The 15,951-nt window shown below is 67.1% G+C and carries 17 protein-coding genes; 11 read left to right on the top strand and 6 right to left on the bottom strand.

All coding sequences use genetic code 11. From position 1 onward, the window contains the following. Positions 1 to 57: 57 nt before the first annotated feature. From ABZ789_RS08755 to ABZ789_RS08745, 3 genes are all read right to left on the bottom strand, one after another. Complete coding sequence (locus ABZ789_RS08755) at positions 58 to 726, bottom strand: pentapeptide repeat-containing protein (protein WP_358421934.1); 669 nt, start codon at positions 724 to 726, stop codon at positions 58 to 60. 105 nt (positions 727 to 831) lie between these two features. After that, a complete protein-coding gene (locus tag ABZ789_RS08750) occupies positions 832 to 1,407 on the bottom strand; it encodes a CGNR zinc finger domain-containing protein (RefSeq protein WP_358421931.1) in 576 nt (191 codons plus the stop codon). 275 nt (positions 1,408 to 1,682) lie between these two features. Next, positions 1,683 to 2,210 carry a polynucleotide kinase gene (locus tag ABZ789_RS08745; RefSeq protein WP_358421928.1) on the bottom strand — a complete coding sequence of 176 codons (528 nt, stop codon included), beginning with the start codon at positions 2,208 to 2,210 and terminating at the stop codon, positions 1,683 to 1,685. An 89-nt stretch (positions 2,211 to 2,299) separates the two neighbouring features. Between ABZ789_RS08745 and ABZ789_RS08740 the strand changes: the two genes are divergently transcribed. Together ABZ789_RS08740 and ABZ789_RS08735 are read left to right on the top strand one after the other, a co-directional pair. Continuing rightward, on the top strand, positions 2,300 to 2,773 hold the full coding sequence (locus tag ABZ789_RS08740) for a VOC family protein (RefSeq protein WP_358421925.1): 474 nt from the start codon (positions 2,300 to 2,302) through the stop codon (positions 2,771 to 2,773). A 34-nt stretch (positions 2,774 to 2,807) separates the two neighbouring features. Beyond that, entirely contained in the window at positions 2,808 to 4,148 is a 1,341-nt protein-coding gene (locus tag ABZ789_RS08735) for an MFS transporter (RefSeq protein ID WP_358421922.1), read from the top strand. 26 nt (positions 4,149 to 4,174) lie between these two features. On the opposite strand, the gene ABZ789_RS08730 is transcribed toward ABZ789_RS08735, so the two are convergent. Next, the gene (locus tag ABZ789_RS08730) at positions 4,175 to 5,701 is read right to left on the bottom strand and encodes an acyl--CoA ligase family protein (protein ID WP_358421919.1); all 1,527 of its coding nucleotides are present in this window, start codon (positions 5,699 to 5,701) and stop codon (positions 4,175 to 4,177) included. A gap of 677 nt (positions 5,702 to 6,378) precedes the next feature. Here ABZ789_RS08730 and ABZ789_RS08725 point away from each other — a divergent pair. The 3 genes from ABZ789_RS08725 to ABZ789_RS08715 all read left to right on the top strand — a co-directional run bounded on the left by ABZ789_RS08725 (position 6,379) and on the right by ABZ789_RS08715 (position 7,922). Beyond that, a complete protein-coding gene (locus ABZ789_RS08725) occupies positions 6,379 to 6,642 on the top strand; it encodes a hypothetical protein (RefSeq protein ID WP_358421916.1) in 264 nt (87 codons plus the stop codon). 78 nt (positions 6,643 to 6,720) lie between these two features. After that, complete coding sequence (locus ABZ789_RS08720; RefSeq protein WP_358421913.1) at positions 6,721 to 7,332, top strand: ATP-dependent Clp protease proteolytic subunit; 612 nt, start codon at positions 6,721 to 6,723, stop codon at positions 7,330 to 7,332. After that, positions 7,329 to 7,922, top strand: a complete 594-nt coding sequence (locus ABZ789_RS08715; RefSeq protein WP_358421910.1) for an ATP-dependent Clp protease proteolytic subunit — start codon at positions 7,329 to 7,331, stop codon at positions 7,920 to 7,922. Before ABZ789_RS08720 ends, ABZ789_RS08715 begins: the two co-directional genes overlap by 4 nt. 6 nt (positions 7,923 to 7,928) lie before the next feature. Here the strand turns inward: ABZ789_RS08715 and ABZ789_RS08710 are convergent, their stop codons facing one another. Continuing rightward, positions 7,929 to 8,303, bottom strand: coding sequence for a helix-turn-helix transcriptional regulator (locus tag ABZ789_RS08710; RefSeq protein ID WP_358421907.1), 375 nt, complete (start codon positions 8,301 to 8,303; stop codon positions 7,929 to 7,931). Positions 8,304 to 8,469: 166 nt separating this feature from the next. Between ABZ789_RS08710 and ABZ789_RS08705 the strand changes: the two genes are divergently transcribed. The 6 genes from ABZ789_RS08705 (at position 8,470) to ABZ789_RS08680 (ending at position 15,340) form a co-directional block, all read left to right on the top strand. After that, positions 8,470 to 9,738 (top strand): aldolase, encoded by a 1,269-nt coding sequence (locus ABZ789_RS08705; protein WP_358421904.1) that lies wholly within the window; start codon positions 8,470 to 8,472, stop codon positions 9,736 to 9,738. Beyond that, positions 9,735 to 11,090 carry an allantoinase AllB gene (gene allB, locus ABZ789_RS08700; RefSeq protein ID WP_358421901.1) on the top strand — a complete coding sequence of 452 codons (1,356 nt, stop codon included), beginning with the start codon at positions 9,735 to 9,737 and terminating at the stop codon, positions 11,088 to 11,090. The genes ABZ789_RS08705 and allB overlap by 4 nt, the downstream gene beginning before the upstream one ends. Beyond that, the gene (gene alc, locus ABZ789_RS08695; protein ID WP_358421898.1) at positions 11,087 to 12,055 is read left to right on the top strand and encodes an allantoicase; all 969 of its coding nucleotides are present in this window, start codon (positions 11,087 to 11,089) and stop codon (positions 12,053 to 12,055) included. Before allB ends, alc begins: the two co-directional genes overlap by 4 nt. 126 nt (positions 12,056 to 12,181) lie before the next feature. Continuing rightward, positions 12,182 to 13,576 carry a nucleobase:cation symporter-2 family protein gene (locus tag ABZ789_RS08690; protein WP_358421895.1) on the top strand — a complete coding sequence of 465 codons (1,395 nt, stop codon included), beginning with the start codon at positions 12,182 to 12,184 and terminating at the stop codon, positions 13,574 to 13,576. Continuing rightward, a complete protein-coding gene (locus tag ABZ789_RS08685; protein ID WP_358421892.1) occupies positions 13,557 to 14,612 on the top strand; it encodes a 2-oxoglutarate and iron-dependent oxygenase domain-containing protein in 1,056 nt (351 codons plus the stop codon). Before ABZ789_RS08690 ends, ABZ789_RS08685 begins: the two co-directional genes overlap by 20 nt. Further along, a complete protein-coding gene (locus tag ABZ789_RS08680) occupies positions 14,609 to 15,340 on the top strand; it encodes an alpha/beta fold hydrolase (RefSeq protein ID WP_358421889.1) in 732 nt (243 codons plus the stop codon). The genes ABZ789_RS08685 and ABZ789_RS08680 overlap by 4 nt, the downstream gene beginning before the upstream one ends. Here the strand turns inward: ABZ789_RS08680 and ABZ789_RS08675 are convergent. Further along, positions 15,333 to 15,947: a TetR/AcrR family transcriptional regulator gene (locus ABZ789_RS08675; protein ID WP_358421886.1), complete on the bottom strand. Its 615-nt coding sequence runs from the start codon at positions 15,945 to 15,947 to the stop codon at positions 15,333 to 15,335. The two genes, ABZ789_RS08680 and ABZ789_RS08675, sit on opposite strands and share 8 nt — an antisense overlap. Positions 15,948 to 15,951 lie beyond the last annotated feature (4 nt).

The raw sequence follows: 15,951 nt of genomic DNA, 5'->3' as shown, positions 1-15,951 counted from the left end.
CGATCGAGGTGACCGTGGCTGGCGATATGACGTTTCAACCCGATACGGCAGAGCTCGTCATGCCGGGTCCTCGATGCGGAGACCGAGATGGGCGGCGAACTGCCCTGCCAATTCGACGGCCTGGTGGGCGCTGATCGTCGCACCCTTCATCCCGCCTGGTTTGCGGATCGTGCCGATCCGCAAACCACGGAGATCGACCTGGTCGAGGGACGCGCGGTCGACGTCGAGGACACCGACGGAACAGTCTTCGAAGGCGACGCGGGTGAACGTGCCGCCGCCCATATCCAATTCGTCGATGATGCAGCCGCGGAAGAGCACGTCGCGTCCCGTGGCGGCCCGCAGATTGACCAGTCCGAGCTTGGAATCCGTGACGGAGACGCTGCGCAGGTCCGCGTCGAAGAGGTCCATCGCACCGATCCGGCTGTCCTGGATGCGGACACGGTGCAGGCTGCTGCGCGGTGCGAACAGGTTCGGTGCCTGCATTCGCTCGAACAGAGTGTCGCGCAGCCGTGCGCTCGTGAGGTCGCTGCCGGCGACGATCGGCGCGGAGAGGGCGCATTGGGACAGGATGATCCCCGTCAGATCCCGTTGCGACAGTTCGATGTTCGTGTACCGGTTGTTCTCGAAGGTTTCGTGCGCGAGCAATTCGTCACCGTCGGCGTCGATGAGGACACCGAGGTCCGGAGCGTCGATTCTCGGTGGGCGGGTGGTGGGACGAGGGGCCATGAGTGTCGAAGCCTCCGGAGCGGTCGGGTGTCTGCGGTCGAGCTTCCCCGATCCGGCCGGATCGTGGAGAGGCGGGGACGGGGCACCCGCGCGCGGCGTGATGTGCTAATCGGCCGAGTGTGTCGACGGATGTGCGGGTCGGCGGCCCGGCGCCACCCTCGCTCGGTGTCGGCGTACCGCGGCGCGATTCGCGCATCGCACGGAGCAGTACTGCTGGCGACCGTTGCGGGTGACATCGACGACCACGGCCGTGCACGGGTTCCTCGGTATCTCCGCTGCGGCACACCGGTGGAGGCGGTGCATTCCGCGAGTGGTGAGGTGCAGTGCCGTGCCGACGCTGATCACCGCGCGTAGTACGTCGGGGAGCGGCTGGACCTCGTCGCGGTAGTGCAGGTGCCATCCCTCACCGTCGTGATCGGTCAGTCGGGGATAGGCCGCCGCGGCGGCCATCTGCGCGTTGAGCAGTCGAGCACGTTCCCGGGGGTCGGACGCGTCGACGATGGCCAGCCAGTCGTCGATGACCATGCGGGTGCGCCGGTGGTCGTCGGTCGCGGTCGGAAAGTCCATGGTCATCCCGACCTCGCGCGTGCGGGCCACGATGCCGGATCGGTCGTCGGGCCAGTCGTCGGCCAGCGACGCCGCGAGAAGAACCGCATACTCTCCGTAAGGGTTGAGATGCATAAGGGCATTACATCATGGTGGTGGACATGACAGCCATCGAAGCGCGGAACCCTCGCGAGTGCCCCGTTCGGGCGTCCACCCACGAACATGCATGGAGTGTGGAATCGAGCCATGCCACCTCGATCGGACAGGTGCATTACGTGCGCTGCGTCGGATGCGGGACGCGGCGTGTGGACATCGGAGTGGCGCCGTTCGTTCCCCCGACGGCGCTGAGTTCCGAAGTACACCTGGATAATTGATCCGCATTCGGATCAGTCCGGGTGCGCGGAGGGCGATCAGAAATCGCCCTCGGCGACCTGGAAGCACACCAGCCCCATCTGCCGCCACATGCGCACCACCTGATCGCGATCGTCGAGCACCGCGATGATGCGGTAGCGGTGCCGGACGTGACGGTCGAACAATTCGGCCTTGACGATCGAATCCTTGCGGTTGTCGCCGGCCGCCCGCATGTAGAGCTCGTCGTACGGGATCGCGTGCCGGGCGAGCCACTCCTCGGTTTCCGGCCGGCAGACGCCGTCGCGGCCCGAGAGCAGAACGATCGCAGCCCGGTCAGGTGCAGCGGCGAACGCTCGCACCGCGGCCTCGACCGCAGGGGAGACGGTGTCCTCACCCACGCGATGCCAGTGGTAGGGACTCCGGTCGCTCATGTGCGCGAGCGTGCCGTCGATGTCGACGAGCCATGCCGGAGGAAGTGTCGGATCCTCGACGTACGGCGTCGGTGGTGCGGGCGCACTGCTGGGCGGCCGGTGCCGCTGTTTCGGACGTCCGTTGCGATCGCGTGCCTTCTTCGTCACGGAGGTCATATACCCGAGGCGCGGTGTCGCGATGAGTGTTCCGCCCGATCGGGGTCTGTATGTACGACCGTGGCTACGCGACAGAAGGAGAACGACCGATGCCCGAGATCACCCCGTCCCTGTGGTTCGACATGAACGCGCAGGATGCAGCGGAGTTCTATACGAAGACATTCCCGAACTCGAAGATCCTCGACACCACCTACTATCCCGAGGGCGCGCCGGTGCCGGCAGGGACGGTGCTGACCGTCGAATTCGAACTCGACGGGCGCCGTTTCTCCGCCCTCAACGGCGGGCCCCACTTCACGTTCACCGAAGCGGTGTCGTTCGTGATCGACTGCGCCGATCAGAACGAGGTGGACTACTACTGGGCGGCACTTCTCGCCGACGGTGGGGAAGAGTCCCAGTGCGGCTGGCTGAAGGACCGGTTCGGCCTGTCGTGGCAGGTCGTGCCGCGAAGGCTCTACGAACTGCTCGAAGACCCCGATCGCGAGGCTGCGAGCCGGGTGAGCGATGCGCTGATGACCATGCGGAAGATCGACACGGCTGCACTCGAGGCTGCCGCACGCGGCTGATCGGCGCCCGAGAGCTGCGGGTACGTTTCGGTGCATGACCACTCGCACCCAGCGGCTCGACGACCTGCCGTTCACCGGCAGACACCGCCGCCTGCTGACCGGCTCCGGTGTGGGCTGGGCCCTCGACGCCATGGACGTCGGGTTGATCTCGTTCGTCATGGCGGCGCTGGCCGTGCAATGGGATCTGTCGTCCACGCAGTTGTCGTGGATCGGATCGATCGGCTTCGTCGGTATGGCGATCGGTGCGTCGCTCGGTGGTCTGCTCGCCGACCGCATCGGGCGTCGGCAGGTGTTCGCCGCGACGCTGCTCGTCTACGGGCTCGCGACCGGCGCCGCCGCGCTGTCCACCTCGGTCGCAGTGCTCATCGTTCTGCGATTCGTCGTCGGGCTCGGACTGGGCGCCGAACTGCCGGTCGCGTCGACACTGGTCAGTGAGTTCGCACCGCGAAAGGTGCGCGGGCGAGTGGTCGTCGCGCTCGAAGCGTTCTGGGCGGTGGGCTGGCTGCTCGCCGCCCTGATCGGCTATTTCGTCGTGTCGACGAGCGACGACGGCTGGCGGTGGGCGCTCGCCGTCGGACTCGTTCCCGCGGCCTACGCCCTCGTGGTGCGGTTCGGCCTGCCCGAATCGGTGCGCTACCTCGAGAGCCGCGGACGGTACGCGGAAGCGGAAGCGATCGTGCGCGACTACGAGCGATCGGCGAATGTCGCCTATGTGCCGGGCCGCGACGACGGCCCCGAGACCGGCGAGGACGACGGCACCGTAGCCGAAGCCGAACCTGCACCCCGAAGATCGGTGTGGGCGCCGCACCTGCGCCGGCGCACCGCCGCGCTGTGGATCGTATGGTTCGGCATCAACTTCTCGTACTACGGGGCGTTCATCTGGTTGCCGAGCCTGCTCGTCGCCCAGGGCTTCGACCTGGTGACCTCGTTCGGATACACCCTGGTCATCACGCTTGCTCAGCTGCCGGGTTACGGCGTCGCGGCGTGGTTGATCGAGGTGTGGGGACGCCGCCTGACCCTGGGCGTATTCCTCGCCGGCTCGGCGGTCTCGGCGGGCTTGTTCGGTCTTGCCGACACGCCGGGAACGATCGTCGCCGCTGGTATGGCCCTGTCGTTCTTCAACCTCGGGGCCTGGGGAGCCCTGTACGCGATCGGCCCCGAGCTGTATCCCACGCCGGTCCGCGGTGCCGGCACCGGTTCGGCGGCAGCCTTCGGCCGACTGGCGTCCATCATCGCGCCGCTGCTGGTGCCGGTTCTCCTCGACGGTGGCGGCAACGGCCTCGTCTTCGGCGCGTTCTCGGCGGCGTTCGTGGTCGCCGCGCTCGCAGCATTCACACTCCCCGAGCGGGCCGGGACGGTTCTCGACGAGAAGTAGAGGTCGGGAACCGTCCCGGCGAGCACTCAGAGACGCTCGCGCAGCTCGACCTTGCGGATCTTGCCGGAGGCCGTCTTCGGCAGTGCGCCGAAGACGATGCTGTCGGGGACCTTGAAGCCTGCGAGTTGCGAACGTACGTGCGCGCGCAGTTCTGCCTCGTCGGCACTCGCACCGTTGCGCAGTGTCACGTAGGCGACGGGGCGTTCGCCCCACTTCTCGCTCGGCGCCGCGACGACGGCTGCCTCGAGGACGGCCGGGTGGCTGATCAACACTGCCTCGACCTCGACGGACGAGATGTTCTCGCCGCCGGAGATGATGACGTCCTTCGCGCGGTCGCGGATCTCGATGTAGCCGTCCGGGTGCATGACGCCGATGTCGCCCGTGCGGAACCAGCCGTCGGGCACCGCGCGTGCGGTCGCGTCCGGGTTGTTGTAGTAGCCGAGCATCACGTTGTTGCCGCGCAGGGCGATCTCGCCGGTCGTCTCACCGTCGGCCGGAACGTCGGATCCCAGGGCATCGACGATGCGGAGTTCCCCGGCCACGACGTTCCCCACGCCCTGCCGGGAGCGCAGTCGTGCCTTTTCGTCGTCGGCGAGGGCATCCCATTCGGAACGCCACTCGCAGATCGCGGCGGGACCGTACGTCTCCGTCAGTCCGTACAGGTGGGTGATGTCGAGTCCGAGCGCGGTGCACCGCTCGATCAGGGCGGGCGCCGGCGGTGCGCCGCCGATCGCGGCGACGACACGGTGGTCGATGCCGCCCGCGTTGGGGGCGTCGACCAGGGATGCGAGTACGGTCGGTGCGCCACACAAGTGTGTGACGTTCTCGGTACGCACCAGATCCCAGATCCGTTCGGGGTCGACCTTCGGAAGGCACACGTGGGTTCCACCGGCGGCGGTGACCGCCCAGGTGAACGTCCAGCCGTTGCAATGGAACATCGGCAGTGTCCACAGATAGGTGGACCCGCTGTCCAGCCCGAAGTGCGCGACCATCGCCAGTGCCTGCAGGTAGGCGCCCCGCGCGTGGTACATCACGCCCTTCGGATCACCTGTGGTGCCCGAGGTGTAGTTCAGGGCGATCATGCTGCGCTCGTCGGCGAGCGGAACGTAGCGGTGGCGGGCGGCCGCAAGCTTGTCCTCGTAGTCGTCGCCCACGACGGTGATCGAAGGCAGGTCGGCCGTCGCCTCACGGGCCAGGTCTGCCAGCGACTCCTCGACGAGCAGGACCCGGCTGCCCGAGTGCTCGAGGATGAACCGCAGCTCCGGCGCGGTGAGGCGGGTGTTGAGCGAGACGAGAACGGCTCCCGCATAGAGCACGCCGTAGTGCGCCTCGAGCATCAACGAGGTGTTCGGCGAGAGCACCGCGACACGGTCGCCGGGTTCGATGCCGAGAGCGTGCAGCATGCCGGACTGTCGCAGGCACCGGTCACGCAGTTCGGCGTAGGTGCGCCGGACATCTCCGTCCACCACTGCGAGGTCGTTGCTGAAGACCCGAGCCGAACGATCGAGAAATGCGGTAGGCGTAAGTGTTTCGTAACTGAATTGCTCGGTCACGGTTGTCGGTGCTCCTTCGGATTACGGCGCGCGCGCACTCCAGAACGCAAACGATGAAGCGCACACCGCCCAGCGTGCTGCGACGGCGACTACCATTCTTTCAAGGGCAATTGCCGATCTTGAACAGGGTCCACCCTCGCAGTGAAGTCGGGGCCGGACCATCGACGTTGACCTCGGGCGTAATCCGGCGTTGACTGAGGGACATCCTGCCCCGTCCACGAGAGAAGGCGAGCGGCATGAGTGCTTCGCAGAACGGCACCCGCCGAACCGCTCGCCCGGTGAGGCGCTCAACAGCTACGGGGACGAGGGCGCAAACCTCCGCCGAACCTTCGCGTACACGCCGTCGGCGACCTGTGGAGGCGGAGGCCGCACCCCGACGTGCGCGGAGTCGGTCCACCGCGCGGAGTGGGTCCACAACGCGGAGTCGGTCCACCGCCCGGACATCGAGTCGGGCGGACGCGACGCCCCGCAGGGATGCGAGGGCTGCGCCGCAGAAGGGCACACGTCGACCCCGGCCTGCGAACGAACCCCGGGACGAGAGACCGGCCGGCCCGCCACGTGAGCAGTCGCAGTCTCTCCTCGATGCCGTCGAGGATTTGCTGAAAGCGTGCGTTCGCCGCGGCCTCGACGCTCTCGACGGTCCAGGAGAGAAGCTGACTCGTCGGATCAGGGGCTGGGTGGACTCGCTCCTCGGCGAAGTCACCGGAGGTGGGGCGGGACCGCAAGCGGTACTCGCCGGCATCCGAGCCGCGGTGGCGGGCCGGAATCCCGCACTGGCCGCACTCGGCGGTCTGATCTCCGGCCTGAGCACGAAGGCCAAGATCGGCTTCACCGTGCTGATCGCGCTGGTGCTTCTGCTCGGACCGGTCCTGCTCGTGGTCGTGGTGTTGTCACTCCTGGTCGCTGCGGTGGTCAGCGCCATCCGATCTGCCGGCGACTGACCCTTCGCGACGACGCGGTCCGTCTGCCGTGAGCGGACGGACCGCTGTTCGGTGTCCGGTCGGAGGCAGGCTTGACCCATGACGACCACAGAATCTCCTCTCTCGTTTCGAGACCAATTGGCCGACAGGCTGTTTCGCCAACGTATTCTGCGACTGACCGGTGAAGTGGACGACGAGATGGCCGAGCGCGTCTGCTCGGAACTCGTCCTTCTCGCCTCGGCAGACGACCGACGCGACATCGTCCTGCACATCAACTCGCCCGGAGGTTCGGTGCTCGCCGGCCTCGCGATCTACGACACGATGCAACTCGTTCCGAACGACATCGCAACCGTGGCATTCGGATTCGCTGCGAGCATGGGTCAGGTTCTGCTCGCGGCAGGAACCAAGGGCAAGCGGACGAGTCTTCCGCACAGCCGGATCATGATGCATCAACCGTCGGCCGGCTTCGCCGGAACGGCGGTCGACATCGCTATCCAGGCCGAGAATCTCGAGTACATGAAGCGCCAGTCGCAGCAGATCCTCTCGGACGCCACCGGGCATTCGGTCGAGGAGATCGAACGCGACAGCGACCGCGACCGCTGGTTCACCCCCGAGCAAGCCCTGGAATACGGCATCGTCGATGCCGTGGTGGGGTCGCTGGCCGAGGTGGCGCCGTTCGCCTCGGGACGACAGATGGGATTGGGACGTTGACGAGCACCTATACGATCCCGAACGTTATCGAGCGCACACCCGCGGGGGAGCGGTCGTTCGACATCTTCAGCCGGTTGCTGAACGAACGCATCATCTTTCTCGGAACCGAGATCGACGACGGGGTGGCCAACGTCGTGATGGCCCAGATGTTGCACCTCGAGGCCGAATCCCCCGATCGAGAGATCGGTCTCTACATCAACTCGCCCGGTGGATCGGCCACCGCGATGCTCGCGGTCTACGACACCATGCAGTTTCTGCGCTCGAAGGTAGCCACCTACTGCATGGGGCAGGCGGCCTCGGCGGCCGCCGTACTACTCGCAGGCGGGGCACCCGGTCGCCGGCACGTACTCGCGCATTCGCGGGTGTTGCTGCACCAGCCGTCGGCGCAGGGCCAGGGGACTATCTCCGATCTGGCGTTGCAGGCGGCGGAAGTGATGAGGCTGCGTGCGCAGACCGAGGAAATCCTCTCGGCGCACACCGGACGCGACATCGAGCAACTGCGCCGCGATACCGACCGGGACAGGATCTTCTCGCCCGCCGAAGCCGTGTCCTACGGCCTCGCCGACCAGGTCATCGTCGACCGGGACTGACGACCGTTACGCCGCGCACAACTCGATGCCGACGTCGGAACGGGTGCGGAGTGCGCGGTGCGCGGTCATCCGGCGGATCCCACGAGCCAGTAGGCGCTCCATCGGAAGGTCCAGCGCATCGCACACGGACCGCAGCATCTCGGACGACGCTTCCTTGCGTCCACGTTCGACCTCGGACAGATACTGCTTCGACATCCCGACCGTGCGGGCGACGTCCCCGAGACTGCGATCCTGATCGAGACGCTCGTCGCGCAGGATCTCCCCGTAGATCTGACGGAGCAAGCGGGGCTCGTCCCGCTCGGCCCGGCGGGACGAGGCCCGCGCCGCTGCGACTGCGGCGAGATCGACCACGCGGCCGTGCTTCGGCTCCATACCGGTCATTGTGCCTTCGCCTCGACGGAGCCGGGCCGAGTTCAGCTCAGGACGAACACCACCCCGCGCATGTGTAACGGGGTCGTAACCGCAGTTAACCGAGCGCATGACCTGGCGCCGATAACGTCGGCGCAGCCACGCCGTATACAGCCGTGGATACAGAACAGGAGTACGAGTGCCGACAGGACCGCTTGCGGCTGCGCTCGATGCGCGGCTCGCAGACATCGACGCTGCCTACGCCGCGACCTATCCCGGGAACGACGGTGCTCGGCAACCGGTGCACACCGTGTACGTTGCGGCAGACCGGTACGACGCCGACACCGTGTCGAACTGGGGAGTTCAGGCACTCGACGTCTTCGATACCCACATCGACGGCCCCGCCGATCTGGCCGCGGTCACCGGCATCGAACCCGAACTGGCCGAAGCAGTCATGCCGCTCGTGTACGACAAACTGCGACGGGAGCCCATCGAGGATCTCCGCATCGACTTCGAGGACGGATTCACCCGTCCCGGCATTGCGCAGCACGATCGTGACGCCGACGAGGACGCTCACGTCGCGCGCGCTGCTGCCGCTCTCGCCGCCGACCCGGCTGCGACGCCCTTCGTCGGTATCCGGTTCAAGTCGTTCGAGGCCGCGACCCGGCGACGTGGTCTGCGCACACTCGACGCCTTCGTCGCGGCTCTCACCGAAAACTGTTCTCTTCCCGACGGATTCGTGGTCACCCTGCCGAAGGTGACCGCACCCGAGCAGGTCGCCGCCATGGTTTCCGTCTGTGAATATCTCGAATCGACCTATCGCCTGGAAGCCCCCTTGCGGTTCGAGATCCAGGTCGAGACGCCGCAGGCGATCTGCGGGCCCGACGGCACCGCTGCCGTGGCCACCATGATCCGGGCAGCGCACGGGCGCTGCACGGGATTGCACTACGGCACCTACGACTATTCGGCCGCGTGCGACATCGCCGCGGAATATCAGGCCATGGATCACCCTGTCGCCGATCACGCCAAGGCCACGATGCAGGTGGCTGCGGCCGGTACCGGGGTTCGGCTGTCCGACGGATCCACCAATCGCCTGCCGGTCGGGTCGCCCAGCGAGATACGCGAGGCCTGGGGCCTGCACGCGCGTCTGGTCGACCGGTCGTTGCGCCGGGGCTTCTACCAGGGCTGGGATCTGCATCCCGCCCAGTTGCCCACTCGCTATGCCGCGACCTTCGCCTTCTACCGACGTTCGCTGCCCACTGCCGCGGCGCGGGTCGCGGCCTACATCGACCCTGCCCTGTCCTCCGGATATCTCGACGAGCCCGCCACCGCCCGCGCTCTCGCCGCATTCCTCCTGAGGGGAACGAGCTGCGGAGCCGTCACCGAGAGGGAAGTATGCGACCGCACCGGCACGAACCTCGAGCACCTGGCCCGGCTCGCCGGTCGTCCGACGGTGGTGAACCGATGAGTACCGTGATCCGGGCGCGCCGCGCGGTGGTCGGCGACGAGGAGCGCAGCTGCGCGGTCCGGGTGCGCGACGGCCGCATCGTGGCAGTCGACGACTTCGGCAGTCCGGCTCCCGCCGGTGCACGCGAGATCGTCCTCACCGACGACGAGGTGCTGCTTCCCGGCCTCGTGGACACACACGTCCACGTGAACGAGCCCGGCCGCACCGCGTGGGAGGGCTTTGCGACCGCCACGCGCGCTGCCGCTGCCGGGGGAGTCACCACGATCGTCGACATGCCGCTGAACTCCATCCCGTCCACCGTCGACGTCGCAGCGCTGGACGTCAAACGGAAGGTCGCGGCCGAGCAGGTCACCGTCGACGTCGGATTCTGGGGCGGAGCGATCCCCGGAAACCTCGCCGACCTGGAACCGCTCTGGGACGCAGGGGTGTACGGCTTCAAGTGTTTCCTCGCGTATTCGGGCCTCGACGAGTATCCGCCGCTGGACCGCGAACAGATGATCGAGGCGATGCGTGTGATCGCCGGATTCGGCGGCCTCCTGATCGTGCACGCCGAGGACGGGCCGACCCTCGATACGCAGGATCCTCCGGCGGGCCCGCGATACGACGACTTCCTGTACTCGCGACCGCCTGTGGCCGAATCTCGCGCCGTCGCCCAGGTGATCGACGGTGCGCGGCAGACCGGATGCCGCGTGCACATCCTGCACCTGTCGGACGCGGGAAGCCTTCCGCTCGTCGCTGCCGCCAAGGCCGAGGGCCTGCCTGTCACCGCGGAGACCTGCCCGCACTATCTGTCGTTGTTCAGCGAGGAGATCCTCGACGGCTCCACCCATTTCAAGTGCTGTCCACCGATCCGCGAGGCCCGTAACAGGGAAGCCCTGTGGCGTGGACTCGCCGACGGAGTTCTCGACTGCGTCGTCTCCGACCACTCACCGTGCCTGCCGGAGCTGAAGAAGTTCACCACCGGTGACTTCGGCGAGGCATGGGGTGGCATCTCGTCGCTGCAACTCGGACTGCCCATCGTGTGGTCGGAGGCCCGCAAACGCGGTCACACTCTCGTCGATGTGGTGCGCTGGATGGCCGGTCGCACAGCCGAACTGGTGGGGTTGACGGATCGCGGTGCGATCGCCGTGGGCAGTAGCGCCGATCTGTGTGTCTTCGCTCCCGACGACGCCTTCGTCGTCTTCCCCGACCGGTTGCATCACCGTAACGCCGTGACGCCCTATGCCGAACGCGCACTGGCCGGTGTCGTTCGGCAGACCTGGCTCGCGGGTGAACCACTCACCCTCACACTCGATGCCGCCGGCGATCCTGCGCCGCGAGGTGTCCTGCTCTCCCGAAAGGAAAACTCTTGAGCGAAGCCGATTTCCTGCAGTTACCCGACCTCGCGGCGCGATCGCTGGGCGGGTCCGTCGTATACGCGAACGACGAATTCTTCGCGAGCCGGGAGAACCTGATCTCGCCCGGTGCGCCCGCCTTCGATCCAGCGGAGTTCGGGCACAAGGGGAAGGTCTACGACGGGTGGGAGACCCGGCGTCGCCGTGAGTCCGGACACGACTTCGCGGTGGTCCGCTTGGGAGTTCCCGGCGTCGTCGAAGGGGTCGTGATCGACACAGCCTGGTTCACCGGCAATTTCCCGCCGTTCGCTTCCGTCGACGGAGTGAACATCGAGGGCTATCCGTCGGAGCAGGATCTCCTGGATGCGCCGTGGGAAACGGTCCTGGACCGGGTTGCGCTGAAAGGCGACACCGCGAACGTCTTCACCGTGGACGACGACAGGCGCTGGACACACCTGCGCCTGAACATCTTTCCGGATGGGGGTGTGGCCCGGTTCCGTGTGCATGGGCACGCACGACCGGACCCGGCTTTTCTCACCGGCACGATCGATCTCGCGGCCCTCGAGAACGGCGGCGACGTCGTCGCGTGTTCGAACAGATTCTATTCGTCGCCTCGCAACATCATCGGTCTCGGCCGTTCACGGCACATGGGTGAGGGGTGGGAGAACGCTCGCCGACGCGACGACGGCAACGACTACGTCGTGATCCGCCTGGCAGGGCAGGGTTGCGTCGACCATGTCGAGATCGACACCTCCTACTTCGTCGGCAACGCGCCGGGATCGGCGCGGCTGAGCGGAATAGCCACCGAGGAGGATCTTTCCGACGAATCGAAGTGGATCGAGCTCGTGCCGCGCACAGGTCTTCTCCCGGACTGCCGGCACCGCTTCCGCGTCGATTCGCCGACACCGGTGGAGTTGGTGCGGCTCGATGTCTACCCCGACGGGGGTATCGCCCGCCTACGGGTACACGGACAGCTGAGCTAGCGTCGCCGCGGGTGCGGTGAGTTGTTCCTTACGCGTTGGAAACCTGATGACTCGAGTCCGAAAACTTCGGACCCCAAGCTGTATCCAGCACCGTATACAGCCTGTATCCGAATTGGGAGAGCTCATATGACCTCACCGCACCCCGTCGACACGCGACTGCCGTTCGTCCGGCAGTTCGCTTTCGGCCTCCAGCACGTCCTCATCATGTACACCGGGTGCATCACCGTGCCCCTGGTGTTCGGGGCGGCAGTTGGGCTCGACCGCGATACCATCGCGATGCTGATCAGCGCCGACCTGCTGATCGCCGGCCTGATCACCATCATTCAGAGCCTCGGGGTCGGCAAACTCGCGGGTGTGCGCCTGCCCATCGTCTGCGGTGCGACCTTCGCCGGCCTCACCCCGATGATCCTCATCGCGAAGGAATACGGGCTGCAGGCCGTCTACGGGTCCATGCTGGTGGGCGGCATCATCGGCCTCGCACTGGCCTGGCCGTTCGCCAAGATCATCCGATTCTTCCCGCCGCTCGTCACGGGTGCCGTGCTCACCGTCGTCGGCATCTCCCTCATCGGGGTGGCCGGAGGACTGATCGTCGGCACCGACCCGTCGTCGCCCTCGTTCGCTTCACCCACCAACATCGCACTCGCAGTGCTGGTGATCGCTGTTGCGATCGGGTTCCTGTGCCTCGGCCGTGGCATCTGGGCGCAGCTGGGTGTGCTGCTCGCCCTCGTCGTCGGTACGGTCGTCGCGATTCCGCTGGGCCTGATCGACCTCGGTGGCGTGGCCGGCTCCTCGTGGGTGGGTCTGCCCACACCGTTCCACTTCGGTGCACCCGAATTTCCGATCACCGCAGTCGTCGCCATGAGCATCGTCATGGCGGTGGTCTTCGCCGAATCCACCGCGAGCATGCTCGCCGTCTCCGAGATCACCGGCAAGCGGGTCACGAAGGGGGACATCGCCCGTGGTCTCGCCGGCGACGGCGCATCCGCCGTGTTCGGCGGCATCTTCAACGCCTTCGTCGACACGGTCTTCACCCAGAACGTCGGGGCAGTCGCCACCACCCGCGTGTACAGCCGGTACGTCACCGCCACGTCGGGCGCGATCCTCGTGGTCCTCGGTGCTCTGCCGAAGGTGAGTTCGGTGGTCGCGGCGCTGCCGAAGCCGGTGGTCGGCGGCGTGGGTCTGATCCTGTTCGCTACCGTTGCGCTGGTAGGCATCAACACGCTGCGCTCGGTCGACCTGTCCGACCGCATCAATTCCACGATCGCAGCCGTGGCGGTGGGTGTGGGCCTGCTCCCCGAACTCGCCGAGGGCATGTTCGAGCGGTTCCCCTCTGCCGCGCAGATCCTGCTCGGCAGCGGGATCACGCTCGCTGCGATCGCAGCGTTCTCGCTGAATCTGCTGTTCAACCACACTCGGCTCGGGACGCTGGCCCGCGCGGCATCTCGTCCCGCCGCTCCCGCCGCTCCCGCCGCGACCACCCCGTCTCTTGCAGGAGTTGAACGTGAACCTGCCACCGTCTGATTCCTTCGTCGTTCCCGCGATCGACATCGGCCCCTATGTACGGGAAGGTGACGACGACGAGCGCGCCCGTGTGGCCCGCGAGATCGACGAGGCGTGCAGCCGAGTGGGCTTCGTCCAGATTCTCGGCCACGGTATTCCCGATCCCGTGGTCGACGGCCTGGCCTCCGCGGTCGACGACTTCTTCGGTCTGCCGATGGAGAACAAGCAGCGGTACCGCGTGGTCGGAGCGAACCGGGGCTACAGTCCGCCGAAGAGCGAGTCGCTGAGCCTGAGTCTCGGGGTGGAATCCGCGAGTCGCATGAACGACTTCTTCGAAGCATTCAACGTGGGCGTGGAGGCTCGGTCCTTCACGCACCTGGATCTGTCCGAGGACGATTACGGGCTCAATGTCTGGCCCGACGTTCCCGGCTTCGAGGAGCGCGTGCAGAGTTACTTCGCGGAGGCGGCGCGCGTGGCGCGGACGCTCACCCGGATCTTCGCCGACGCGCTCGGCCAGGACCCGGACTACTTCGAGCGACTCACCGATCATTCGATCGACGTGTTGCGCATGAACAACTACGCACTGCCCGAGGGCGCCGTGGATCTCGACGGGGATCTCACCGGGATGGGGGAGCACACCGACTTCGGTATCGTCACCGTGCTCTGGGCAGATCGGGTCGCGGGCCTGCAGGTACTCGGTTCCGACGGGCTCTGGCACGACGTCGAACCACTGCCCGGCGCATTGCTGGTCAATCTCGGCGATCTGACCGCCCGCATCACCGACGACCGGTGGATGTCGACCCTGCACCGCGTCAAGCCGCCGATCGTCGACGGCCACATCAAGCGTCGTCGCTCGGTCGCCTTCTTCCACGACGGCAATGTCGACGCGGTGGTCTCCACGCTGCCCGAGTACGCGGGCCCGGAGCCCTACGAACCCATCCTGATCCGCGACCACATCAAGGCGAAGCTCGCCGGTTCGCGGCACGGCAAAGTCAATACGGCCGCTGTGCGCGAAGCCGCCCGTGTGCTGGCGGCGACGGGGGAGAGCCGCGCGTGAGTCATGTCGTGCTCGTGCACGGCGCGTGGGCCGGTGGCTGGGTGTGGGACACGCTGCTCGAACCGCTCCGTCGGGCCGGGCACGTCCCGCACCCGCTCGCGCTTCCCGGTGTCGGATCGTGGGGCGCCGACGACGTGACGCTCGACGACGTCGCCGCGGTCGTGGCCGACCGGGTGACCGGACTCGACGGTCCGGTGATCCTCGTCGGCCATTCCGGTGGCGGCATCGTCGTCACGCAGGTCGCGGAGATACTGCCGGAGCGTGTCGCCGGGGTCGTCTACGTGGCGGGGATGATGCTCCCGTCCGGTGTAGATTTCGGGATGCTCTGCGATGGACTCGGTCTCGAAGCACCGGTGGGTATCTCGCGCTGGCTCGAACCCACCGACGACGGTCGCGGCACGGTCGTGCCCCCGGAGGCCGGCTCCGCGGTGTTCTTCCACGAGGCGGACGCGGCCGACGCGATCGGTTCCGCGCGCCGACTCGTGCCGCAACTCGAAACTGCCCGGCTGATGGCGCCCATCTGGACACCGGAACGGTTCGGAAGCCTGCCGCGCCTGTACATCGAAGCGACACTGGACCGTTCGGTTCCGATCGTCACCCAGCGCGAGATGCAACGGCTCACCCCGGGTGCGCAGGTCGTCACGTTGGAATCCGACCACGCACCCCAGCTCTCCGCCCGCGACGTTCTCGCGGCGGCGCTGGTGGAGTGGTGCGACTCCCTCAGGTAGACGGGCCGAGCAGCCGGTCGACGATCGATCGGGCGGTCGGGATCGCGCTGTCGTCACCCATGCGGGCTCCGGTGTTGGCTGTGGCGACGAGGGCGTCGAGTTCGAACGCGAGGGCGTGGGCATCGTGCCCGTCGAGATGTCCGTCTGCCTGCGCCTTCGCGATCTCCTTCTCGAGGAGGGCGAACCACTCGTCGCGATCGTCGCGGAGTGCGTCGTGGACCGGACCGACACGGCTGTCGAACTCCGCGGCGGTGGCCACACGAAAGCACCCGCCGGGCAGGACCGGTTCGCTGATGTAGTCGAACCAGTTGTCGACGAGTGCCTGCAGCCGCGGCATGCCTGCGGGTTCTGTCAGTGCCGGCCGTACGACGTGTTCGATGAACACCTCACGGGCGGACTGCACGGCCGCCAGCTGCAGATTCTCCTTCGTGCCGAACAGGGTGGCCACGCCGCTCTTGCTCAGTCCCAGATCGCCGGCGAGCCTGCCGAGGCTCAATCCGGTGAGGCCTTCGACGGAGGCCACGTCGGTGGCGTGGCGTGCGATCGCCGCCCGGGCCCGCGCGCCCTTGACCAGTCGCTGATCTGAAGTGTTCCTCAGGTCGGTCATACCC

The organism is Rhodococcus sp. NPDC047139 (assembly GCF_040643435.1).
GTDB lineage: Bacteria > Actinomycetota > Actinomycetes > Mycobacteriales > Mycobacteriaceae > Rhodococcus.
This window is presented reverse-complemented; position numbering and strand designations above follow the sequence as displayed.

Coding starts and splice junctions, on each gene's coding strand:
- ABZ789_RS08750 (WP_358421931.1), bottom strand. CDS start 1,407: ATGCATCTCAACCCTTACGGAGAGTATGCGGTTCTTCTCGCGGCGTCG.
- ABZ789_RS08720 (WP_358421913.1), top strand. CDS start 6,721: ATGACGACCACAGAATCTCCTCTCTCGTTTCGAGACCAATTGGCCGAC.
- ABZ789_RS08740 (WP_358421925.1), top strand. CDS start 2,300: ATGCCCGAGATCACCCCGTCCCTGTGGTTCGACATGAACGCGCAGGAT.
- ABZ789_RS08675 (WP_358421886.1), bottom strand. CDS start 15,947: ATGACCGACCTGAGGAACACTTCAGATCAGCGACTGGTCAAGGGCGCG.
- ABZ789_RS08690 (WP_358421895.1), top strand. CDS start 12,182: ATGACCTCACCGCACCCCGTCGACACGCGACTGCCGTTCGTCCGGCAG.
- ABZ789_RS08735 (WP_358421922.1), top strand. CDS start 2,808: ATGACCACTCGCACCCAGCGGCTCGACGACCTGCCGTTCACCGGCAGA.
- allB (WP_358421901.1), top strand. CDS start 9,735: ATGAGTACCGTGATCCGGGCGCGCCGCGCGGTGGTCGGCGACGAGGAG.
- ABZ789_RS08755 (WP_358421934.1), bottom strand. CDS start 726: ATGGCCCCTCGTCCCACCACCCGCCCACCGAGAATCGACGCTCCGGAC.
- ABZ789_RS08710 (WP_358421907.1), bottom strand. CDS start 8,303: ATGACCGGTATGGAGCCGAAGCACGGCCGCGTGGTCGATCTCGCCGCA.
- ABZ789_RS08745 (WP_358421928.1), bottom strand. CDS start 2,210: ATGACCTCCGTGACGAAGAAGGCACGCGATCGCAACGGACGTCCGAAA.